At 64.4% G+C, this 22,856-nt stretch carries 19 protein-coding genes, 1 tRNA gene and 1 pseudogene; 10 read left to right on the top strand and 11 right to left on the bottom strand.

Annotated features, from left to right (window positions below; translation table 11 throughout):
- Positions 1 to 155: 155 nt before the first annotated feature.
- Positions 156 to 1,499 (bottom strand): hemolysin family protein, encoded by a 1,344-nt coding sequence (locus tag ACQREB_RS02300; protein WP_427764822.1) that lies wholly within the window; start codon positions 1,497 to 1,499, stop codon positions 156 to 158.
- Positions 1,500 to 1,537: 38 nt separating this feature from the next.
- Positions 1,538 to 3,409 carry a site-2 protease family protein gene (locus ACQREB_RS02305; protein ID WP_427764824.1) on the bottom strand — a complete coding sequence of 624 codons (1,872 nt, stop codon included), beginning with the start codon at positions 3,407 to 3,409 and terminating at the stop codon, positions 1,538 to 1,540.
- 277 nt (positions 3,410 to 3,686) lie between these two features.
- Between ACQREB_RS02305 and ACQREB_RS02310 the strand changes: the two genes are divergently transcribed.
- The 4 genes from ACQREB_RS02310 to ACQREB_RS02325 all read left to right on the top strand — a co-directional run bounded on the left by ACQREB_RS02310 (position 3,687) and on the right by ACQREB_RS02325 (position 8,823).
- A complete protein-coding gene (locus tag ACQREB_RS02310; RefSeq protein WP_427765535.1) occupies positions 3,687 to 4,307 on the top strand; it encodes a sugar transferase in 621 nt (206 codons plus the stop codon).
- Positions 4,308 to 4,370: 63 nt separating this feature from the next.
- Positions 4,371 to 5,291 (top strand): Ppx/GppA phosphatase family protein, encoded by a 921-nt coding sequence (locus ACQREB_RS02315; RefSeq protein WP_427764826.1) that lies wholly within the window; start codon positions 4,371 to 4,373, stop codon positions 5,289 to 5,291.
- A 58-nt stretch (positions 5,292 to 5,349) separates the two neighbouring features.
- A complete protein-coding gene (locus tag ACQREB_RS02320) occupies positions 5,350 to 6,939 on the top strand; it encodes an L-threonylcarbamoyladenylate synthase (protein ID WP_427764829.1) in 1,590 nt (529 codons plus the stop codon).
- A 222-nt stretch (positions 6,940 to 7,161) separates the two neighbouring features.
- Entirely contained in the window at positions 7,162 to 8,823 is a 1,662-nt protein-coding gene (locus tag ACQREB_RS02325) for a DNA repair protein RecN (RefSeq protein WP_427764831.1), read from the top strand.
- A gap of 90 nt (positions 8,824 to 8,913) precedes the next feature.
- On the opposite strand, the gene ACQREB_RS02330 is transcribed toward ACQREB_RS02325, so the two are convergent.
- Positions 8,914 to 11,124 carry a sulfatase-like hydrolase/transferase gene (locus ACQREB_RS02330; protein ID WP_427764833.1) on the bottom strand — a complete coding sequence of 737 codons (2,211 nt, stop codon included), beginning with the start codon at positions 11,122 to 11,124 and terminating at the stop codon, positions 8,914 to 8,916.
- Positions 11,125 to 11,240: 116 nt separating this feature from the next.
- Here ACQREB_RS02330 and ACQREB_RS02335 point away from each other — a divergent pair.
- The 5 genes from ACQREB_RS02335 to ACQREB_RS02355 all read left to right on the top strand — a co-directional run bounded on the left by ACQREB_RS02335 (position 11,241) and on the right by ACQREB_RS02355 (position 14,905).
- A tRNA-Gly gene (locus tag ACQREB_RS02335) sits at positions 11,241 to 11,315 on the top strand.
- A 63-nt stretch (positions 11,316 to 11,378) separates the two neighbouring features.
- A complete protein-coding gene (locus ACQREB_RS02340; protein ID WP_427764836.1) occupies positions 11,379 to 12,275 on the top strand; it encodes a hypothetical protein in 897 nt (298 codons plus the stop codon).
- Between the two features lie 10 nt (positions 12,276 to 12,285).
- Complete coding sequence (locus ACQREB_RS02345) at positions 12,286 to 12,744, top strand: bifunctional nuclease family protein (RefSeq protein WP_427764839.1); 459 nt, start codon at positions 12,286 to 12,288, stop codon at positions 12,742 to 12,744.
- 7 nt (positions 12,745 to 12,751) lie between these two features.
- Entirely contained in the window at positions 12,752 to 13,819 is a 1,068-nt protein-coding gene (locus ACQREB_RS02350) for a tRNA-dihydrouridine synthase family protein (RefSeq protein WP_427764842.1), read from the top strand.
- A gap of 132 nt (positions 13,820 to 13,951) precedes the next feature.
- A complete protein-coding gene (locus ACQREB_RS02355; protein ID WP_427764844.1) occupies positions 13,952 to 14,905 on the top strand; it encodes an aspartate carbamoyltransferase catalytic subunit in 954 nt (317 codons plus the stop codon).
- Between the two features lie 86 nt (positions 14,906 to 14,991).
- Here the strand turns inward: ACQREB_RS02355 and ACQREB_RS02360 are convergent, their stop codons facing one another.
- The 6 genes from ACQREB_RS02360 to ACQREB_RS02385 form a co-directional block, all read right to left on the bottom strand.
- Complete coding sequence (locus ACQREB_RS02360) at positions 14,992 to 15,690, bottom strand: superoxide dismutase (protein ID WP_427764845.1); 699 nt, start codon at positions 15,688 to 15,690, stop codon at positions 14,992 to 14,994.
- Between the two features lie 104 nt (positions 15,691 to 15,794).
- On the bottom strand, positions 15,795 to 16,796 hold the full coding sequence (locus ACQREB_RS02365) for a ketoacyl-ACP synthase III (protein ID WP_427764847.1): 1,002 nt from the start codon (positions 16,794 to 16,796) through the stop codon (positions 15,795 to 15,797).
- Positions 16,797 to 16,840: 44 nt separating this feature from the next.
- Positions 16,841 to 17,611, bottom strand: coding sequence for an SDR family NAD(P)-dependent oxidoreductase (locus ACQREB_RS02370; RefSeq protein ID WP_427764850.1), 771 nt, complete (start codon positions 17,609 to 17,611; stop codon positions 16,841 to 16,843).
- Positions 17,612 to 17,669: 58 nt separating this feature from the next.
- Entirely contained in the window at positions 17,670 to 18,722 is a 1,053-nt protein-coding gene (locus ACQREB_RS02375) for a 3-oxoacyl-ACP synthase III family protein (RefSeq protein ID WP_427764851.1), read from the bottom strand.
- Positions 18,723 to 18,727: 5 nt separating this feature from the next.
- A complete protein-coding gene (locus ACQREB_RS02380; protein WP_427764853.1) occupies positions 18,728 to 18,958 on the bottom strand; it encodes an acyl carrier protein in 231 nt (76 codons plus the stop codon).
- Positions 18,959 to 18,976: 18 nt separating this feature from the next.
- Entirely contained in the window at positions 18,977 to 19,639 is a 663-nt protein-coding gene (locus tag ACQREB_RS02385; protein WP_427764856.1) for an acetyltransferase, read from the bottom strand.
- 107 nt (positions 19,640 to 19,746) lie between these two features.
- Between ACQREB_RS02385 and ACQREB_RS02390 the strand changes: the two genes are divergently transcribed.
- Positions 19,747 to 20,844, top strand: coding sequence for a Fic family protein (locus ACQREB_RS02390; RefSeq protein WP_427764858.1), 1,098 nt, complete (start codon positions 19,747 to 19,749; stop codon positions 20,842 to 20,844).
- A gap of 282 nt (positions 20,845 to 21,126) precedes the next feature.
- Here the strand turns inward: ACQREB_RS02390 and ACQREB_RS02395 are convergent.
- A pseudogene (locus ACQREB_RS02395) lies at positions 21,127 to 21,648 on the bottom strand (acetyltransferase); the annotation flags it as partial.
- A 20-nt stretch (positions 21,649 to 21,668) separates the two neighbouring features.
- Positions 21,669 to 22,805, bottom strand: a complete 1,137-nt coding sequence (locus ACQREB_RS02400) for a DegT/DnrJ/EryC1/StrS family aminotransferase (RefSeq protein WP_427764860.1) — start codon at positions 22,803 to 22,805, stop codon at positions 21,669 to 21,671.
- Between the last annotated feature and the right edge of the window lie 51 nt (positions 22,806 to 22,856).

Consider the following 22,856-nt stretch of genomic DNA (forward strand, 5'->3'; position numbering starts at 1 on the left):
AATTTTCCTTTCGTGCCGGCGATTTTACGATTTTCCCCGGAAATCCCGCGAGCGAAAATCCGCCGTTTACGCAGCGCCCGCGGACGCGGGGGAGCGGGAACGCCGTTCTTTAAGCTTTAAAGCCTTAACCTTTAAGCTCTCTCGGCTTTCCGCTCTCAGTCGGTCTTTTCGGCGCCGTCCCAGACGCGGCGCAGCAGGATGCGCTTCAGCGAGCCCGCGGGCGTTTCCAGCGGGATGATTTCGATGTCTTCGTAGCGGATCGGCTCGCCGCGCTTCGGCGGGCGGCGCGGCGAAAGCGACTTCACCCAGCTCGCGACGGTCTCGTAGCTGTTCCCGTCCCATTCGAAATTCCAGCCCGTCTCCGCTTCGAGCTCGTGCATGTTGAGCGTTCCCGCGACGACGATGGAATCCTCCGTCTGCGAGAAGATCTCCTTGCCGTCGGTGTCGAACTCGTCGCGGATGTCGCCGACGATTTCCTCGAGCACGTCCTCGAAGCTGACGAGCCCGAGCGTGCGCCCTTCGGCGTTGACGACGAGGGCGAGATGGTTCTGCGACTGGCGGAAGCGCTCGAGCACCTCGGCGAGCGGCATGTCCGGCGGGAACGTCATGATCTTGCGCAGGAGCGGGCGGACGGGCGTGTTTTCGCCGAGGAGCTGAATCTGCCAGAGCCATTCGCGCATCAGCAGAATCCCGGCGGGGCGGTCGAGATCGCCGTCGAAGACCGGGTAGCGCGAGTGCGCCGTCTTCTGCGCCGTGCGGAGGTTTTTCTGCGCGTCGTCGCCGAGCCAGAGCGCGTTGATCTCGTCGCGCGGGATCATCACCTCGTTCACGCGCGTGTCGCGCAGACGCAGGGAGCGGATCAGAATGCGGTCCACGAGCACGTCGTCCGCGGCGGATCGGGAATGCGAAAGCACGTATTCCATCTCGTCCTTGGAGATCGTGTGCGCGCCCTCGCCCGCGGGGTGAATCCCGAGGCGGCGCAGCACGAAATTCGCCGTGCCGTTGAGCGCGGCGATCGCGGGAAAGAAGATCTTGTGGAAGACGATCAGCGGCGCGGCGACGAAAAGCGACGTCGCCATCGGGTATTGGATCGCGAGCGATTTCGGCGCGAGCTCGCCGAAGACGATGTGCAGGAACGTGATCAGCGCGAAGGCGACGGCGATCGAGATCTTCGACACGGTCGCGGCGTCGGGAATCACGCCGAAGAACGCGAGCGCGGGCTCGACGATGTTGTGCGCGACGAAGGGCTCGCCGACCCAGCCGAGCGCGAGCGACGCGAGCGTGATGCCGAGCTGCGTCGCCGAAAGCACGGCGTCGAGGTGCTTCGTCGCGCGCAGCGCCGCCTTCACGCGCAGCCCGCCGTCCTTTTCCAGCGGATGCAGCTGCGACCGGCGGATCTTCACGAGCGAAAATTCCGCCGCGACGAAAAAGCCGTTGACGAGCACCAGCACGACGACGACCAGAATTCCCAAAAGCGTCAATAAGACTTCACTCAACATAAGGAAAAAGCTTCAGAATGCGCGGGAACGGCGAAAGCTCATTTCTCGGCGGGCTTCTCTTCGTCGGCGCGCGCGAACGGCACGTCGCGCATCGCGAGAAATTCCGGCGTGTAGAGGAAACGCCCCATCTTCTCCGCCGCCGCGAGATCGCGGTTGCCGCGGAAACGCGCGAAGTCCTTGAACAGCACGTAGCCCATGAAAAGCAGCAGCAGGCAGATGAAGACGACCTGCACGCCGTTCACGACGTTCGCCGGAATCGGGCGGCGGCGCAGGCGCTGAATCGTCGCGACGAGAATGTGCCCGCCGTCCAGCACGGGAATCGGCAGCAGATTCAGGATCGCCAGGTTGACGTTGATGAGCACCGTGAGCACGAGCACGCTGCGCAGATTCGACGAGACCGCGTAATAGGTGTCGCCGATCGAAAAGACGCCGTTGAGATGCGAGACGCCGACGTCGGAATTCGGATTGAGCAGCCCGACGACGGACTTGAACGTCACGTTGAACGCCTCGGCGAACTGCGCCCACGGCGTCTTGCGCACGAGGCGTTCCCCGCTCACGAGCGAAACGCCCGCGAAGGGCTTGGGCGCCTCCGTCTCCGTCTCGAAAATCGCCTCGGAAAAGCGCGCGTTCGCGCCTTCGCCGTCCGGGCGCGTCAGAAAAAGCGAAACGCGGCACGGCACGCCCTGCGGGAGCGCGCGCGCGAATTCCTCGACCGACTTCGGCGCGAGAATGCCCTCGCCCTCGAGCGCGACGCCGTCGATCTGCGTTCCCGGCGCGAAGAGCTCGGCGTAGGCGGACGCGGCGGGCAGGCGCTCGGCGACGCGGAGGGTGTCGCGCTTCGCCGCGAGCGCGGTGTTGTTCAGATCCTGCGGCGCGGCGGCGAGCAGCAGCGCGCGCTCCGTCCCGTCCTCGCGGAAGCGGATCTTCGCGAGCGGCGCGCGCGCGGCGAGCAGCTTCGGCGCGAGCGTCAGCTCGGCGGCGTTCCCGCCGCGTTCGTAAAAAATCTTCATCGGCGCGGCGCCGTTCTTTTCAAGAATCTCCTGAAACTGCGCGAAGGAATGCAGCTTTTCGCGGGCGCCTTTCGCCGTCTCCGCTTCGAGCCAGCGGTCGCCGAAACGCGCTCCCGCCGCCGCCGCGGGCATGCCTTCGCGCGGAGCGACGATCAGCGGCTCCGTCGGCGCGACGCCGATCATGCGGATGAAGTCGCCGCTGCGCGGATTGTGCGAGACGAGCCGCGGGAACACGTCCGCCTTGAGCGTCTCGTTCCCGCGCGCGAAACGCACGGTCGAGACCGCCCTGCCCTCCGCGTCGCGTCGCGTGCCCAGCGCGACGGCGCGCATGATTTCCGAAAAATTCTCCGTCGTCTCGCCGTCCACGGAAAGAATGCGGTCGCCCGGCCGCAGCCCGGCTTCGCGCGCGGGTCCGACGACGAAGACGCCCGGCTCGGTCTCGAGGCGCTCGGCGACGTAGCCGATTTCGGACGACTCGTAGCCGTCGCGCGTCGGGCTCTTCACCACCCAGAGCACGCACGCGAGCAGCGCCGCGAAAAGCACGTTGAAGAACGCGCCCGCCGCGAAGACGATGACCTTGTCCGCGTAAGAAATCTTCTTCGCGGGAACGCCCTTACCGTCCTCGCCCGCGGTCTCGGACCTGCCTTCGATCAGCTCCATGTCCGCGAGCTCGGGAATCGCGACGTAGCCGCCGAGCGGCAGCAGCGAGACGCGGTAATCGACGCCGTCCTTCCCGCGCCAGCCGAAGACCTTCGGCCCGAATCCGATCGAAAAACGCTCCACGCGCAGCCCGCGCCGTTTCGCGGCGAGAAAGTGCCCCAGCTCGTGAACGAAAATCGAGCCGCCGAAAAAAAGCACGATGACGGCGAATCCGCGCAAAGACTCCGTGAATGCAAGCATCTGATCCATACGTGAAAGAGCGGGCATCTTGCCACAGCCCGCCCTCCCGCGCAAGCGCAAGGAAAGCGACGAGGTTATGGAGGTTATGACGGTTATGAGGTTATGGAGGTTATGAGGTTATGGAGGTTATGAAAGTTCTTTGCACTCGGCTTCGCCGAAAGGATTTCGAAAAATCTTTTTCGCGAAGCGAAACGCCATCAACCTTCATAACTCCATAACCTCGTCACCTCATCACTTCGCCTTGCACGGGAACGCGTTTTCGGCGAAAATGCGCGGCATGTATCGCCACTGCTTCAAACGCGTCTTCGATTTCGCGCTGGCGCTCGTCGCCGCCGTCGTCGCTTCGCCGCTCATTCTCGCGCTCTGCGCGCTGCTCCGTTTCGCCAACAAGGGCGCGGGCGTCTTCTTCACGCAGGACCGCCCCGGCAAGGACGGAAAAATCTTCCGCCTCGTCAAATTCAAGACCATGACCGACGAGCGCGGCGCCAACGGCGAACTGCTGCCCGACGCGGAACGCATGACGCGCGTCGGCCGCTTCGTCCGCAAGACCTCGCTCGACGAGCTCCCGCAGCTCGTCAACATCCTCAAGGGCGACATGGCGATCGTCGGCCCGCGCCCGCTGCTGCCGCAGTATCTGCCGCTGTATTCGCCGGAGCAGGCGCGCCGCCACGAAGTGCGCCCCGGCGTCACGGGCTGGGCGCAGACGCACGGGCGCAACGCGATTTCGTGGAAGAAGAAATTCGAGCTCGACGTCTGGTACGTGGACCATCTTTCGTTCGCGCTCGACCTGAAGATTCTCGTGCTGACGGCGTTCAAGGTGCTGAAGTCCGAAGGCGTCAACAACGCCGAAGGCAAAGGCAAGGAAGTCACGATGCCCGCCTTCGACGGCACGAACTGAACACGCAATTCATGGAGGCGATTCCGCCTCGCGCCGCCGCTTAATTTTCAATTCTTCAGAGCCATGTCCCGCGTCGCCGTTCTCGATCTCGGTTCCAATTCCTTCAAAATTCTCGTCGCCGAAGGCGCGCGCGTGAACGGCGTCTTCGAGGCGTTCGAGGACGTCCGCCTGCTCGAAAGCCGCGACGCGGACGCCGTTTCCGCGGAAAAATTCGCCGAGGGCGTCGCCGCCGCGAAACGCCTCGTCGAAGCGGCGCGGGCGTTCGCTCCCGCGGAGACGCTCGCCGTCGGCACGAGCGTGCTGCGCACGGCGACGAACGCCAGGGCTTTCTGCGAAGCCGTGCGCGCGGCGACGGGCGTTCCCGTGCGCGTGCTTTCGGGCGAGGAGGAGGCGCGCGGCGTCGCGCGCGGCGTCGCGACCGACCCGCTCGTGAACGCGCTTCCCGTCGCGCCGGCGATTTTCGACCTGGGCGGCGGCAGCCTCGAATTCATCGGCTCGGGCGGCGGAACCGCGCGCAGCTGGAAGCTCGGCGCCGCGCGCATGACGCGCGAATGCGTCCCGCACCCGCGGGAACGCGTTCCCGAAAGCGCGCTGCGCGCCGTGCGCGAACGCGTGCGCCTCGTCGCGGGAACGGAGCTGGACGCGCGCACGTCCGCGGAAACGCCGCTCGTCTTCTGCGGCGGCGTGCTCGCCGTGGCGCATCGGCTGCTGGCGCGCAAATCCGGCGTCGAGCCGGGCCTGTTCCCGCGCAGACTGCCGACGCTGCGGCTCGAACTGCTTCTCGAACGCCTCGCGCGGCGCACGGCGGACGAACGCGTTTCCGAGGAAGGCGTTCCCGCGGCGCGCGCCGACGTGATGCCCGCCGCGCTCGCGGTCGTGCTCGAAGTCGCGGACGCCTGCGGCGCGTCCGAGCTGATTTGGTCGCCGCGCAATCTGCGCTACGGCGTCGCGGCAGAGGCGCTGGACGCGCTTCGCGCGGCGTAGGCGGGCGAAGCATTCGCGGCTTGCCGTTCCCGCGCCCTTTTTCATAATTTCCGCCCTCATGTCACGCGTTCTTCTTCACACCTGCTGCGGCGTCTGCGCCGGGCATTGCGTTGAGCTCCTGCTCGAGCAGGGGCACGAAGTCGCGATTTTTTATTCCAACGCCAACATCGCGCCCGCGGCGGAATTCGCGAAGCGGCTCGAAGCCGTCCGCGCGCTCGCGGCGCATTTCGGCGTTCCCGTGATCGTCGACGAGCCCGACCACCGCGACTGGCTCGAAAAGGTCGCGCGCGGCTTCGAACGCGAACCCGAGCGCGGCGGGCGCTGCCCGCGCTGTTTCCGCTATTCGCTCGAACGCGCCGCCCGCGCCGCGCGGGAACGCGGATTCGACTTCTTCACGACCACGCTCAGCGTCTCCCCGCACAAGTCCTCGAAGACGCTTTTCGCGATCGGCGAGGCGATCGACGCCGAGCGCTTTCTCGAAATCGACTTCAAGAAGCGGGACGGCTTCAAAAAGACGAACGCGATTTCGCGCGAGCTCCGGCTTTACCGCCAACGCTACTGCGGCTGCGAGTTCAGCCTGCGCGACGCCCTCGCGCGGGAACGCGAAACCGGCGCGGCGCGCGCGGAAACGCTGACGGACGCGCCCGCGGACGTCGAGCGCGCCGGCGCCCTGCTCCGCGCGGGAGCACTCGTCGCAATTCCCACGGAAACCGTGTACGGGCTCGCCGCGAACGCGTTCGACGAAACCGCCGTGCGCCGCATTTTCTCGGCGAAGGGACGCCCGTTCATCGACCCGCTCATCGTGCACGTGCATTCGTTCGAACAGGCGGCGGAGCTCGCGGACGTCTCGCATCCCGCGGTCGCGAAGCTCGCGGCGGCGTTCTGGCCGGGTCCGCTCACGCTCGTGCTGCCGAAAAAGCCGAGCGTTCCCGCGGTCGTCACAGCGGGCGAACCGACCGTCGCCGTGCGCATGCCGGCGCATCCGCTCGCGCAAAAGATTCTCCGCGCCGCCGGCGTGCCGCTCGCCGCGCCCAGCGCCAACCCGTTCGGCTACGTCAGCCCGACGACGGCGGAACACGTCCTGAACTCGCTCGGCGCGCGCATCGAGGCGGTCGCGGACGGCGGCGCGTGCGTCTGCGGCATCGAATCGACCATCGTTTTCGTCGGCGAAAAAATCCGCGTGCTGCGCCTCGGCGTCGTGACGCGGGAACGCATCGCCGAAGCGCTCGGCGGCGCGTTCGAAGTCGAAATCGGCAAGGGGCTTCTCGAAAAAAAATCCGAAGAAACGCCCGCCGCGGGAACGCCGGAGGAAGGCGCGCAGCTCGCGCCCGGCATGCTGAAGAAACATTACAGCCCGCGCGCCGCCGTTTCGCTCTGGGAAAGCGACGCGCCGACGCCCGAGCCCGGCGCGAAGACGGCGCTCGTCTTTCAGGCGCGCCCCGCCGGGAACGTTCCCGCGGCGCCGGGCGGCGCCGAAATTTTCTGGCTCTCCGAAAACGGCGACCAGCGCGACGTGGCGCGCGCGGTCTTCGCCCTGCTCCGACGCCTGGACGAAAGCGGCTTCGAGCGCATTCTGATCGAGCGCTCGCCGGACTTCGGCGTCGGCGCCGCCGTGAACGACCGCCTCTCTCGCGCCGCCGCGAAATGAAAATCATGAAGGTGATGAGGTTATGAAGGTCGTGAAGGTCATGAAGTTGATTGCCTTTCGCTTCGCGAAAAAAGTTTTTCGAAAATCCTTTCGGCGAAACCGGACGCAATCGCCTCCAAGCTCTCTGTCCTCATCTCGGATTTTTCCCGGCGCCGTGTAAACTTCCTCCCGTTCTCGCTCGCGGCGTTCCCGTTTTTTCGCTTTCCTTTTCTTCTTTCGTTCATGCTGCAATTTCTGAAGATACGAAACCTCGCGCTGATGGACGCCGTCGAACTCGAATTCGAGGGCGGATTCAACGTCGTCACCGGCGAAACCGGCGCGGGAAAAAGCGTGCTGCTCGGCGCGCTCGCGATTCTCGCGGGCAACCGCGTAGCCAAGACCGTGATCCGCAAAGGCGCGGACGCGTGCGAGATCGAGGCCGTCGTCGCGCTCGAAGATTCCGCGCGCGCGGACGCCGTGCTCGACGCGCTCGCGCTCCCGCGCTGCGAGGACGGCCAGCTGATTCTGCGCCGCGCGATCCACGCGACGAAGCCCGGGCGCGTCACGATCAACGGCGCGCTCGCCACGCTCGCCCAGCTTTCCGCGCTCGGCGAGACGTGGATTGACTTTCACGGACCCGGCGAGCCGCAGAAACTTTTTCACGAGCACCATCAGCTCGAAATTCTCGACCTCTTCGCCGGGAACGGCGCCGCGCTCGCGGACTTCGCCGCGCGTTTCCGCGAGTGGAAAAAGGCGCTCGCCGAAATCGAGGAAATCCGCTCGCAGGAAAAAATGTCGCCCGACGAAATCGCGTTCGCGCAGTCGCAGCTCGACGCGATGGACCGCATCGACCTCGCCGACGAGGCGATCGAGCGGCTCGAAAGCGACTTCGCGAAGATCTCCCACGCGCAGGAGCTCGAATCGCTGCTCGGCGGCATCGACGCGGCGTTCGGCGACGACGGGCTCGCCGCCGCGTTCCCGCAGATTCTGCGCCTTTCCGGAGAGATTTCCGAAATCGTTCCCGCGGCGGGAACGCTCGCCCAGCGCGCCGCCTCGCTCGCGATCGAGGCGGAGGACCTGCGCTCGGAATACGCCGCGCTGCTCGGCGAAATCGACGCCGATCCCGAGGCCGCAGCCGAAGTCTCCGCGCGCATGAACGCCTGGCTCGAACTGCGCCGCAAATACGGCCCCGACGCCGCGGGCGTCCGCGCCAAACGCGACGCGCTCGCGCTGCGGATCGCGCGCCAGAGCGACGTCGCGGGAACGCTCGAACGCGCCGTCGCCGCCGCCTCCGCGCTCGAAAAGGACCTGCGCGCCCGCGCCGCGACGCTCCACGCCGCGCGCCTCGCCGCCGCGAAGAAGCTCGCCGCGGGAACGCGGAAAATTCTCGTCGAGCTCGGCTTCAAGAAGGCGGACGTCGCCGTGCGCCTCGAGGAGACGCCCGCGATTTCCGAGACGGGAACGACCGCGTGCTCGTTTCTCTTTTCGCCGAACGCGGGGCAGGACCTGCTCCCGCTCAACAAAATCGCCTCCGCCGGCGAGACCGCGCGCGTCATGCTCGCGCTCAAGGCGATGCTCGCCGACGTGGACGCGACGCCCGTGCTCGTGTTCGACGAGGCGGACGCGAACGTCGGCGGCGAAATCGCCGTGCACGTGGCGCGCAAGCTCGCGGACGTCGCGCGCGCGCACCAGGTCTTCTGCATCACGCACCTGCCGCAGGTCGCCGCGCTCGGCGACCACCATTTCCGCGTGACCAAGACGCAGACCGACGACTCGACGACGGTCTCCATCGAGCGGCTCGACGGCGACGCGCGTGCCCGCGAGGACGAGCTCGCGCGCATGCTCGGCGACCGCTCTTCCCCCGCCGCCCGCGCCCACGCCCGCGAGCTCCTCGGCGGGAAGTGACGCGCCGCCTCGCGCGCGTTCCCGCCCGAAACGAAAAAGCGTTCCCGCGAAACGAAGCGCGGGAACGCTTTTTGTCCGCGCCGCGCGCGCTCAGCGCCTCTTCGCCCAGTCGAGGACGAGCGAGGGAGCGGTCGCGGAGACGCCGTCGCAGACGTATTCGACGCGGATCGCGTGCGCGCCCGCCTCGAGGAAGACGCCGCGCGTGCCCTTCGGGTTTTCCGTGCCCAGGTTCATGAACGAATCCGCGCGCGCGCCCGCGACGTAGTTTCTGTCCGCGTCCACGAGCTGCGCGTCGTGGAGATGCGCGAACGCGCGGCTGCCCTTCGCCGCGTCCGTCCGCAGCGTGAAGACGTATTCGCCCGCCTCGGCGACGCCGATCGTCGCCTCGATCAGAATCCCGCGCGGGCCGCGCTTTTCGGCGAACGCCTTCGGCAGCAGGTTCTCGCCGCGATTCGCCGCGATTTTTCCCGAAGTCTCGCACTTCAGGCGCGTCTGGCGGAAATCCGGCACCCACGGGAACGGCTTTTTCGCGAGAAAGATCTTGTGCGTTCCCGCGACGGCGTCGGCGGGCGTCGAGACGTTCCCGAGCGCGGGAACGGGGTTCTTTTCGAAAAACGTCTTCTGCGAAAAATCGAGCCCGCGCGTGTAGCTCTGCGGGTCCTTGCCGTCGAAGGCGCGACGGGAACGCAGCGCCTTTTCGCGGAATTTCTTCTGCATCTCCTCGCCGAAGCCGGGCGTTCCCGCGAGGTTCTTCTTTTCCTGCGGATCCTTCAGCGTGTCGTAGATCTCGAAGACGACGGCGCCCGGTCCGGAAAATTTCGAATTCTCGTTCAGATTGCGCGCGAGCCCCTTGAAGCCGTCGACCCAGACGACGAGCTGGTTCCGCCGCGAAACGCCGCGGTGCGCGGGCAGAAAATCGCCGCGCTGCGACGCGTTCCCGCCGAAGGAATATTCGCAGTAGATCTGCCCGGGGAACTGCGTCCCGACGCCCGTGAGCGTCGGCAGCAGCGACACGCCGTCGGAACGCGAGGGAATCTCCGCGCCCGCGGCGTCGGCGAGCGTCGCCATCCAGTCGTGAAACTGCGACGGCTCGGTGCAGAGCTTTTTCTTCTGCACGCGGCCGGGCCAGCGCACGATCGCGGGAACGCGCATGCCGCCCTCGAAACAGTCGCGCTTGATGCCGTCCATCATGCCGTAGGACTTGAAGAACGACGGATCCTGCGCGGGCGAGGCGGAGGCGAAATAATCGTTCGCGCGGGCGTCGTTGCCGGGCTCTTCGTGCGGACCGTTGTCGGAGGTGAAGACGACGAGCGTCTCGGAATCGATCTTCAGGTCCTTGAGCAGCTTGAAGAGGTCGCCCATCGCGTCGTCCACGCGCCGGATCATCGTGGAATGGCGGCGCGCGGCGTCGGTCGCGAATCCCTCGTTGTCGGGATGGATGTAGGAATCGGGCGCGCCGCGCTTGGCGTCGGCGGTGTTCACGGTGCCGGCCTTCGTCCACTGCACGCCGCCGCGGAGCCCGCCGCCTTCGGGATAGGCGCAGTTGGGCACGCGCAACGAACCGTGCGGCGCGGGATACGCGAGAAAGAGAAAGAACGGGCGGCGCGGATTCGTCTTTTTCTGCTGAACGATCCAGTCCTTGGCGCGCGCGGTGAAAAGGTCCGTCGAGTAGGCGAAGCCGCTCTTCAGCTTCGCGGTGACGTCCGTCTCGTTTTCCCAGACGCGGCGCCCGCCGTTCGCGGGATAGTGGTAGTGGCCCGCCATGTGGTCGAACACGCCGTAGAAATAATCGAAGCCGCGTTCCCGCGGGCGGCCGTAGCCCGTCGCGGCGGTCGAGCCGTCGCCGACGCCGCCGATGCCCCACTTTCCGATCGCGGCGGTCGCGTAGCCCGCTTCGCGCATGACGCTCCCGAGCGTGTGGACGTCGGCGATCGGCGTGTCGAACGTGTTGTCGCGCACCTGCCGCGTGTGCCCCTGGTGCACGCCGGTCATCAGCGAGGCGCGCGCGGGAGCGCTCACGGGGCACGCCGTGTAGTGGCGCGCGAGCAGCACGCCTTCGCTCGCCATCTTGTCGAGCGCAGGCGTGCGGAAACGGTTTTTGCGTTCGCGGTTCTTGAATTTTTCGCCGTAGGCCCAGTTGCAGTCGAGGTCGCCCCAGCCCATGTCGTCCACGAGCACGAAGACGACGTTCGGACGCGCGCCGGCGGCGGCGTTCTCGGCGGCGCCGAGCTGCGGGAACGCGAAGGGAGCGGAGGCGACGCAGGCGAGCGCGCAACGGAAGAAATTTTTCGAGGGGAACATGCGGGAAAAACTAACACCCCTCCCCGCGCCCCGCAAAAACAAAATCCGCGGAAAGGCGCGCGGAAAAAAGAAGTTGCGCGGGCGGGCGGGAAGCGCTATTGTCGCCGCAATTTTTCGCGTCTGTCGTATAACGGCCATTATGTGACCTTCCCAAGGTTGAGACGAGGGTTCGACTCCCTCCAGACGCACCACCTTCAATCGCCCGCGAAACGGAATTCGTCCGATTTTCCAACCAGATTCCCCACGTGTCCCAAATGCTGAAAAAATTCGCTCTTCTGGCGCTTTGCGCCTCACTCTTCGCGGGAAGCGTTCCCGCGCTGAACGCGCAGCAGCGCCGCGCCCGCACGACCGAAGACATCGAAGCCGCGCGCCGCGCGACGATCGTTCTGCGCTGCACGTACTGGACGCACGCCCGAAGCGGCGAGCCCGTTCCCCCGCTCTTCTACCGCGACGGAAGCGACTACCTGCCGTTCTTCATCACGGAAATGGCGTTCGTGAAGGCGTACGAATACCGCGGGCCGCTCCCGTTCACGCTCTACCGCAAGGCGACGGCGGAGGAAATCGAACAGCGCAAGGAACAGGGCGTCAAAAAATCCGAGCTCGAATACATTCCCTACGCGCAGATTCCGATTCCGGAAGGCATGAAGGACGTCGGCATTCTCATTCCCGGCGCGCTCGGCAGAGCGAAGCCGCAGGTGTTCAATTTCGACGAAAGCTTCTTCCCGAAGGGCTCCGTGATGGTGCAGAATCTGACGCAGACCGCGTTCCGCATGGGCTTCGCGCCGCCGAAATCCAAGGCGGAAACGGCTCAGCCGCAGAGCGCCGAGCTCCAGCCCGGCATGTTCTGGATCACCAAGCCCGTGAAGACGAAGACGCCGCTCAACGTGCGCGTCGCCGTTCCCGCGAAAGACGAGGAAAGCGGCTGGAAGACGGTCTATTCCTCCTCCGGCATCTTCCTGCCGACGACGCGTTCCGTCATCTTCGCGATTCCCTCCGCGAAAAAGGCGGACGACGGCGCGCCGCGCGTCGATTTCCGCCAGCTCAGCGTCGTGCCGAAACCGCCGCCGCCGCCGAAGGTCGACGAAGACGACAAGCCCGACTCCAAGAAGAAGGGCGGCAAGAAAAACGCCAAGCAACCGCGCCGCGTCTGAGCGTTCCCGCATGGACACGAAAGACTTCATCGAGCTGCAGAGTCTGCGGCTCTTTCCCGCCAAGGACTGCACGGCGGTCTTTCTCGCTTTCGGCGCGAAGACGCTGCTGATCCAGACCGAAGCCGCGTTCGCGGAAACCGCCTCGCGCGCCATGCGCCGCAAGCCGTTCCCGCGCCCGCAGACCTTCGAGCTGCTCGGCGCCGTCTGCCGCGGATTCGACATCGTTCCCGAAGCCGGATTCGTCACCGAATGCCGCGACGGCGTCTATTTCGCACGCATCGTCTATTCGATGCGCAACGAGCTCGGTCGCAAGACGCTCGAGGCGGACGCGCGCCCGTCGGACATGCTCCTGCAGTCCTTTCTCGCCCGCATGCCGATTTTCGTCGCCCGCTCCGTGCTCGACGCCGCCGAAGACGCGACGCCGCTGATGAACCGCGCGCTGCGCCGCCAGGAAAAGAAAAACGGCTGAACGCGCCATGACGACGGAAGCTCTCGCGGAAGCGATGCGCGGCGGCGTTCCCGTGACGGCGCTCGCGCCGATGCAGGACGTGACGACGCTCCCGTTCATGCGTCTCCTCGCGGACGCGCGCTACGGCGCGCCCGATTTTTTCGTCACCGAATTTCTGCGCGTCCACGCCACGTCGATCATCGACGAGGACATCCGCGAATGCCTCGAAAACCCGCCCGCGGAAACGCCGCTTTTTCTGCAGCTCATCGGCGAGGACGTTCCCGCGCTCGTGCGCGTCGCGCGCGAGGCGCTGAGCCGCTTCGACGTCGCGGGAATCGATCTGAACCTCGGCTGCCCGGCGCCGAAAGTCTTCCGCAAGAATGTCGGCGGCGGCCTGCTGCGCGACCTGCCGCACGTCGCGGAAATCCTGCCCGCGCTACGCGAAGTCTGCTCCGAATTCGGCGGACGCTTCACGCTGAAATGCCGCCTCGGATTCGACGACGCGGGCGCGCTCGCGCCGCTGCTGGATCTCGCGCGGGAAAACGCCGTGGACTGGATCGCCGTCCACGGACGCACCGTGCGCGGGCTCTACCGCACGCCCGTGGACTACGACGCGATCGCCGCCGCCGTGCGCGACGCCGCCTGCCCCGTCCTCGCGAACGGCGAAATCTCCTCCGTCGAAAAGGCGCTCCGCGTCCGCGAAAAGACGCGCTGCGCCGGCTGGATGATCGGCCGCCACGCCATTCGCAATCCGTGGATTTTCCGTCAATTGCGCGAAACGCGCGAGGGAGCGGGAACGCCGTTCTCACCTCGCCTCGGCGACGTGTTCGATTACGTGCGCGCGCTCGCGGACGTGGTCGCCCTGCCCGGAGACCGCCCCGAACGCGTCGCCGCCCGCATGAAGAAGTTTCTGAACTTCGTCGGCACGGGCGCGGACGCCGAAGGCGCCTTCCTTCACGCCGTCCGCCGCGCGGGAACGCCCGACGAGATCTTCGCGATCGCGGAGCGTTTTCTGCTCGCCGGCGGGAACGCCGAAAAGCCCTTCCCCGCGGAACCGTTCCCGGGCCTCGTCGCCCGCCCGAACTGCGAAGCGTAACGCCCGGCGCCCCGCGGCGTTCCCGCGCAAAAATTTTATTGCGGGAGCCCCGCGCATAGGGAAAAATCCTGCCTCCGAAAGCGGGGCTTTTCCCGCTCTCGCCAATCAATTCTGAACAGCATTTTTTCAATCATGAGCCAAGCAGTCTGGAACCGCAAAGACCTCATCGACATCGAAAGCGTTTCGGTCGAGGAGCTCGAAACGCTTTTCGCGCAAGCCGAAATCTTCAAAGCCTCCTTCGGGACGCGCAAAAAATTCGACACGCTGAAGAACCACACCGTCGGCACCTTCTTCTTCGAGCCCTCGACGCGGACGCGCTCGGCGTTCGAAGTCGCGGCGCGCAATCTCGGCGCGGACATCCTGACGCTCAGCGAATCGACCTCTTCCCGCACGAAGGGCGAAACGCTGCGCGACACCGCGCGCAACATCCGCGCGATGGGCGTGGACATGGTCATCATGCGCCACTCGGCGGCGGGCGCGGCGGCCTATCTCGCGAACGTGCTCGACATTCCCGTCGTCAACGCCGGCGACGGCGCGCACGCGCACCCGACGCAGGCGCTGCTCGACGCCTTCACGCTGCGGGAACACTTCGGACGCGACCTGCGCGGCAAGAAAGTGACGATTCTCGGCGACATCCTCTTCTCGCGCGTCGCGCGCTCCAACATTCACTGCCTGACGAAGCTCGGCGTCGAAGTCACCCTCGCGGGACCGATCACGCTCGTGCCGCAGGAATTCGGCAATTATCCGGGCGTCCGCGTCGCGCACGACCTCAAGTCCGCGCTCGCCGAAGCCGACGCCGTCATGCTGCTGCGCATCCAGCACGAACGCCAGACGACGACGCACTTCCCTTCGCTCGGCGAATACACGGCGCTTTTCGGCATCAACGCGGAACGCCTCGCGTGGATGAAGCCCGAGGCGATCATCATGCACCCGGGCCCGATCAACCGCGGCGTCGAGGTGGAGTCCGAAATCGCGGACGGTCCGCGCTCCGTGATTCTGCGCCAGGTGACGAACGGCGTCGCCGTACGCATGGCGGGGCTGCACCTGTGCACGCTCTACCGCGAAGCGCACACCGCCGCGAACTGACGCGTTCCCGCCGGCGAGAAACACGCGAAAAAGCGCCTCGGATCTTCGGTCCGCGGCGCTTTTTCGCGTATTCGGGAATCATCGCCTCAGGCGGCGCAGGACGCGCCGAGGGCGTCGCCCGCGTTCCCGCGGCGGCAGCTCTTGCCGAGCGCCTTGGCGTAGAACGCATCCGCCGCCGTCCAGTCGACGATCGACCAGAACGCCCGCACGTAATCCGCCCTGCGGTTCTGATACTGCAGGTAATACGCGTGCTCCCACAGGTCGAGCGTCAGCACCGGCTTCCCGTGCTCGATGCCGGGAACGACGCTCGCGGGCATCATCGGCGAATCCTGGTTCGGCGTCGTGCACACGGCGAGCGCGCCGTCCGGCTTCACGATGAGCCACGCCCAGCCCGAGCCGAAATGCCCCGTCGCCGCCGCCTCGAATTTTTCCCGAAACGCCGCGAACGAACCGAACGCCTCGTCGATCGCGCCCGCGAGCTCGCCGACGGGCGCGCCGCCGCCGTTCGGCGAAAGGCATTTCCAGAAAAACGTGTGGTTGAAATGCCCGCCGCCGTTGTTGCGCACCGCCTCGCGGATGCTTTCGGGCACGCGGTCCAGATGCGCCGTCAGATGCCCGATGCACGCGGGCGCGGAAAACTCGGGCGCTTTTTCGAGCGCGGCGTTGAGCTTTTCGACGTACGCGGCGTGATGCTTGCCGTAGTGCAGCTCGAGAGCGCTTTTCTCCATCGCGGGCTCGAGCGCGTCCGCGGCGTAAGGCAGGGGTCGTTGTTCCAGTTTTCTCATGTTTTTGATTTTCTCGTTTTTTACAACGCGCCGCGGGAACGCCGATTTGTCTGCGCTTTCGCGGGAACGCCGCGCCCCGCCCCAAGCGCGCGTTCCCGGGAAAACTACCGCGCGGCGAGCACGACGCCGCCCCAGGAATACCCGACGCCGAAGCCCGCAAGCAGCACGTTCCCGCGAAGACGGTTTTGCGTTCGGGCCTCGCAGAGCGCGATCGGAATCGTCGAAGAAACCGTGTTGCCCGTCGTTTCCATGGAAATGAAAAAACGCGATTCGTCGAATTTCAGCTTCCTGCGCAGATAATCGAGCATGTATTTGTTCGCCTGATGAAAAACGACCAAATCCAAGTCATCCTTCGCCAGCCCGTTCTTCGCGAGCACGTCCCGAACAAGCGGCGGCACGACATCGAGCGTGAACTCGAAAATCTCCGAGCCGTTCATGAAAAGGAAATCCGACGATTTCGGATTCCCGCCCTCGTCGAACGCCAAATCGCCCACGCGTTCCCGCGCGCGCATTCCGCCCGTGCCGACGATGAGATTTCCCGCGCCGTTCCCGTCCGTCCCGAGCGAAAAATTCAGAATCTCCGCGAATCCTTCTTCGGAAATGAGCGTCGCGCTCGCGCCGTCGCCGAAAATCGTCCGATTGCCCTTGTCGCGCGGATGCAGATGTTTGCTGTAAGTCTCGCCCGTGAGCAGAAGAACGTTCTTCGCGATCCCGCCGCAGACGAGTCCTTTCGCGAGCGAGAGCCCGTAAACGTAGCCCGAACAGCCGAGATTGAAATCAAGCGCGCCGCAGCTCGTCGAAAGGCCCAGGCGTTTCTGAATCACGCACGCGGACGTCGGCAGAAAGTAATCCGGGCTCTGCGTGCAGAACAGCACGAAATCGACGCGTTCCCGCAGTTCCGGCGCTTCCGCAAAAAGCTTCTCCGCCGCGCAGACCGCCAAGTCCGACGCGGTTTCGCCCGCGCCCGCGACGTGACGCGAACGGATGCCGACCTTCGCCGCGATTTTTTCCACGCTCCATTCGGGAAATTCGGCGACCAGCGTTTCGTTCGAAAGCGTTCCCGCGGGAACAAAATAATTCAGAGCTTTGATGAATGCTTTTTTCATGGAATTTCAGAAGCGAGATTGCCCCAGGAAAGCCAAAATCTCGTTCATAAAAGCGTGGCTCCGCCGTCTAAAATAAGGTTCGTGCCCGTCGTCCACGCGGACGCGTCGGAAAGCAGATAAATCGTCGCATAGGCGACTTCTTCCGGTCTTCCGTAGCGTTTCAGCGGATATTTCTGCACGTCAGCTTTGATGTCTTCTTCTGTAAGAACATACCCTTCTCGAATCAGGGGCGTTTCCACCATGCCCGGCAAAATGCAGTTCACGCGAATTTCCTTCGGCGCCAAATCCGTCGCCATGCACTTCGCCAACGCCGTCAAAGCCGCCTTGGAGGATGCATACGCGCTTTGACCCGGCAAAAAGAGACCGTTTCCGCCAATGGAGGAAATCATCACGACGGAAGCGGGCTTCGCGATTTTTTTCTTCTTCAAAAGCAGATAGGAAAGCTCCGCCGCCGGGAAAAAATTTACGTCGAAGAGATCGCGCAGTTTTTTTGTTTTCAGAAACGGAAACATCACCGAAGAACCGACACCCGCGCAAAGCACGACGCCGTCCAGCGGAGTTTCGATGCTTTCGACGAGCGCCGCGAGAGCGTCCGAATCGGCCATATCGGCGATGACGCTTTTGTGCGTCCCCGACGAATCCATCGCAGCGAGCGTTTCCGCCAAGCGCGTTTCGTTGCGCGCGGTCGCGACGACGTTCGCGCCCATTCTCGAGCACTCGACGGCGATTGCACGCCCGATTCCGGACGACGCACCCGTCACCAAGATGTTTTTCCCTTCAAGGGAAAAAGGATTGTAAGTCTTCTTGTTCTCCATGATTGACGATCAAAGTGGCGGCGGGAACGCCGACACTCGACGTTCCCGATTTTTCAGTTCAGATCTCCACAAGCTCGGGAACGCAGATTTTGTCGGTTTCGAAATACACGCTGCCCCACGAAAGCCCGACGCCGAATCCGCACGCTACATGCTTCATCGCACCGCCGCGCAAGGCGTCCGCGCGTTCAGTGACGAGCGTCAGCGGAATCGACGCCGAACTCGTATTGCCGAAGTTTTTCAGCGAATACGGCACCTTTTCCGGCGGAAGCTTCAGCTTTTCCCGAATGCGTTCATTCAGCGAAAAATTCGCCTGGTGGAACGAGAAGCAATCGACGTTTTCGCGCGCGATTGAAAAGTGCTCGCACAATTTTTTCACGCTACGCGGAGCTTCGGACTGCGCGAAAGAAAAAACGTCCATTCCGTCCATATGGAGGCTCAAATTCGTCGTGGCATTTCCGTTGCCGTCAACAAACTCCGAGAAACTTTCCCGGGAAACGGGATGCCTGAAACCACCATCTCTCACAATTATGACGCCCGCTCCGTCTCCGTCGCTCGCGACATGAAATTTCAACGAAGCGCCCTCTTGCAGTTCAAGCCCCGTCACTGTTCCGGCATCTCCGAAAAGCGGCCAAGTCGCTTTGTTTTTCGCGTAAGCCACTTTCGAAAGCGTATCCCCGGCAAGCAGGAGTCCGCGCCGCATTGAGCCGGCGGAAAGAATCGAGGCTACCGTCTGCAATCCGACGACCCAGCCGGAACATCCCAAAGAAACGTCCAGCGTAAAGCAGCTCGTCGGAAGTCCCAATTTGTTCTGAATCACGCAGGATGTCGCCGGCAGGTGATAGTCCGGCGTCTGCGTGACAAAAACAATGCAGTCGATTTCAGATTTTTCCCAACCGAGCGCGTCGATAAGTTTTTCCGCCGCCGCGACGCAAAGATCCGACGTGCAAATCTCCGCAGGAGCGATTCGGTGTCGACTGACGCCGATAGACGGAAGAAGCTTCGCCTTTTCTTCAGACGAAAGAATCGACAACGATTCGTTTTCTTCCGTTTGGGCGGGGACACAAGCCGAAATGCCCCGCACGGCGATATTGGGAATCGACGAAAACGCCATAGCCGTCAGATTTTAGCCTTCACAAGATTAAACAAGTCTTCGACCGTATTCGAGTTACGGATATCGTCACCCTTGATGCGCACTTCATATTCGTCATCGACCATCGCGATGACGGAAAGCGCCGTGAGTGAGCTCCATTCCTCGAGTTTTTTGAACTCCGTGGCGGGAGCGATCTGAGAAGCGTCCGTGTTTTCAAACACTTCAGCGAAGTTTTTGATGAATGTTTCGAGTTCCATGATTTTCGTTTTTTTAAGTTAAAAGTGAAAGACTGAAGCCGGATTCCCGACATAAGTTTTCCCGTCGCGCAAGCGAGTGACGGCAAAGCTGTTCCCGCCGAGAGTAACGTCGTCGCCGATCTTGATGCCTTGAAAAATTCCGGAATTGAGACCGAAGAAATTTCTGTCGCCGATCTGAACCGACCCGGAAATACGCGATCCCGGCATGAAAGAATTGAAGCTTCCTATTTCCGCGTCATGCCCGACGGTGACGCAGGAATTGAACACGTTGAAGTCTCCGATACGGACATTGGTGCTCAGCAGGCAGCCGAACGCGACGATGTTTCCGCGCCCGAACTCGATACGCTCCCGATCGAGAAAAATCAGATCGGGAGAAAAAACATTCGGGAACGAAACGTTCTCGTTCCGGATTTTTCCGACGACCGCGGAAAGCGCGTGAGGATTGCCTATCGCGATCGCTACGGCGAGCGGGCGCGGGAACGCGTTGAGCGCGTCGATGCCGCCGAGAATTTCTCCGTAGGGATTGCGCGTTCCCGCGGGAACGCCGTCGTCGAAAAATCCGATGATCTTCCACGGCGGCGCGTCCGGCGAAGCTTCGTTGATTTTGCGGATGAGACAGGCGACTTCGCGTCCGAACCCGCCCGCGCCGTAAATCGCGATTTCCTTAGTTTCCGCGCTCATGCGGCGAGCCTCCTTTCCGGAGCATGCGGAGAATACGCCCCGCAATCTCCGCAGATTTTGCGGAGATTAAATTTGAAATCTCCGCAGGTTCCGCGTAGATTTTCGCTATGTTCTACATTTACGAGCATGAAAACTGGCCGAATCTCACGTGGGACGCCGCCGCGCTCGCGCCGTTGCTTTCCCGCGTCGCGTTCGCGCAGGGGCGTCTGCTCGGGAGCATGTCGCGGCTCGGGCTGACGGAGCGCCGCGAGGCGTCCGCGCTCGCGCTCGCGCGGGAGACGTCGGAATCGTCCGAAATCGAGGGCGTCGCGCTGAGCATGGCGCAGATCCGTTCGTCCGTCGACAAGCGTCTCGCGCTGCGCGTTCCCGCGCTGAAGACGGCGGACGCGCGCGCGGCGGGAGCGGCGGAAGTCGTGCTCGACGCCACGCAGAATTTTTCCGCGCCGCTCACGAAGACGCGGCTCTGCGGGTGGCACGCGGCGCTGTTTCCCGGCGGATTCAGCGGCGTCGAAAAAATCCGCGTCGGCGCGTACCGCGACGACCGTTTCGGGAGAATGCAGGTCGTTTCGACGCGCGGCGGGCGCGAGACCGTGCACTTCGAGGCGCCGCCCGCCGAGCGCGTTCCCGCCGAAATGAAGCGGCTGCTCGCCCGCGTCGCCGCGCCGGGCGGAACCGGAGTCGCCGACGCCGCGCTCGCGCATCTGCATTTTCTGACCGTTCACCCGTTCGAGGACGGGAACGGGCGCCTCGCCCGCGCGCTCACGGAGCTGATGCTCGCGCGCGCGGAAAATTCCGCCCTGCGTTTTTACAGCATGTCCGCCGCAATCCTGAAAAACAAGCGGCGCTATTACGACATGCTCGAACGGACGCAATGCGGCGCCTCGCTCGACGTTTCGCCGTGGGTGGAGTGGTTCGCGGGAACGCTTCTGGAAGCGGTCGCCGCGTCCGAAACGACGCTGCGGAGCGTGCTCGCGAAGGCGGAATTCTGGCGGAAAAACGGCGCGCGCGTCATCGATCCCGCGCAGCGGAAAATCCTCAATCGGCTTTTCGACGGCTTCGAGGGCAATCTCACGTCGTCGAAGTGGGCGAAAATCTGCAAATGCTCGCAGGACACGGCGACGCGCGCCATCCGCGATCTGCTCGAAAAGAAGATTCTGCGCCAGGTCGGCGCGGGGCGTTCCACGCGCTACGAACTGCGCGACTGACGCGCCGCGGGCGGACGCTCCCGCGGATTTTCGCGGAAGGGAAAGGAGGGCGGACGTCACGCCGGCCCGGAGAAGCGGACGTTTCCCGCAAAGACGCCAAGGCGCAGAGATTTTTTTCGCCGCAGGCGAGTGCCGATGAAAATCCGAAACCGAAAAAAGAAAGGCGACTTCAGCGCGCGTCCCCGCCGCTAAACCTGGGGGGGGTATAAGCTTCAGTATCTTGCAGCGATTGCCGCAGGCGAAGGCGTTGTCGGGCAGATTTTTCGCGACGACCGAGCCCGCGCCCACGAGGCAATTTCCGCCGACGGAAACGCCCTGGATCACGACCGTTCCCGCGCCGATCCATGTTCCCGCGCCCACGGAAACGCCGCCGCAGAGCGTCGCGTGCGGCGAAACGTGCGCGAAGTCCGCGACCGCGCAGTCGTGGTCGATGCTCGCGCCCGTGTTCACGATGCAGTGCTCGCCGACGCGCGTTCCCGCGTTGACGATCGCGCCGGGCATGACGACCGTTCCCGCGCCGATTTCCGCGTCGGGCGAAATCACCGCGCTCGGGTGCACCGCCGTCGCGAAACGCACGTTCCCGCGCGCGCGGAGAAACTCGACCACGCGGCGGCGCGCCTCGTTTTTCCCGATGCTCACGATCGCCGTTCCCGCGGGAGCGTCCGCACCGCGCACGACGGGAAGCCCGCAGAATTCACGCAGCTCCGCGGAATCGTCGCACACGCAGTCGACCGCGACGTTCCGCGCGCGCAGAATGTCGAGAATCACCTTGGCGTGTCCGCCCGCTCCGTAGAGGAAAAACATCTCAGCGCGCTGCTCCGAGGTTATTTTTTCGCCGCCCTGATCGTTTCGACGACGCGGGCGACGTCGTCGTCGGTGAGCGACGAACCCGAAGGCAGGCAGAGCCCGCGGGCGAAGATTTTTTCCGAGACGCCGCTGCCGTAGAACGGATTTTTCGCGTAAACGGGCTGCAGGTGCATCGGCTTCCACAGCAGGCGCGACTCGACGTCGGCCGCCGCGAGCGCGAGCCGGAGCGCGTCGCAGTCCATGCCGAATTTTTCGGGATCGACGAGCACGCAGGTCAGCCAGAAGTTCGATGCGAAGTCCGCGCCCGGGGCTTCCTTGACCGCGACGCCCGGCACGTCCGCGAGCAGCCGCGCGTAGAGCGCGTGAATCTCGCGCCGCCGCGCGACGTGCGCCGGGAGCACTTCCATCTGCCCGCGGCCGATGCCCGCGCAGATGTTGCTCATGCGGTAGTTGTAGCCGATTTTTTCGTGATGGTAATACGGGCGGTTCTCGCGCGCCTGCGTCGCGTAAAACTTCGCGCGCGCCGCCTCCTCCGCCGTGCGGCAGACGAGCGCGCCGCCGCCGGAAGTCGTGATGATCTTGTTGCCGTTGAAGGAAAGCGAAGCGAACTCGCCGAACGTTCCGCATCTGCGGCCGCGGTATTCCGAGCCGAGCGCCTCGGCGGCGTCCTCAAGCACGGGAACGCCGTATTTTTCGGCGACGGCGCAGATTTCGTCCATCTTCGCGGGCATGCCGTAAAGATGCACGGGAATGATCGCCTTCGGGAAACACCCCGTCTTTTCGCGGCGGTCGAGCAGCGCCTTTTCCAGCAGCGCGGGATCCATGTTCCAGGTGTCCGCCTCGGAATCGACGAACACGGGAACGCCGCCGCAGTACACGACGGGATTCGCGCTCGCCGCGAACGTGAAGCTCTGGCAGACGACCTCGTCGCCCGCGCCGACGCCGAGCTGAATCAGCCCGAGGTGAATTGCCGCCGTTCCCGCGCTGAGCGCGACGACGTGCCGCTCCCCGCCGAGATACGCCGCGAGCGCGCCCTCGAACGCGTCCACGTTCGGTCCGAGCGGCACGACCCAATTCGTCGCGAAGGCTTCGGCGATGAAGTCCTGTTCGCGCCCGCCCATGTGGGCGAGAGAAAGCCAGATTTTCTTGCTCATTGCTTTTGTTGTGCAAAGGAAATCACAGATTTCGTTTTTTTACAAATCTTT

Source organism: Candidatus Spyradosoma sp. SGI.093 (assembly GCF_050314555.1).
Lineage (GTDB): Bacteria > Verrucomicrobiota > Verrucomicrobiia > Opitutales > UBA953 > Spyradosoma.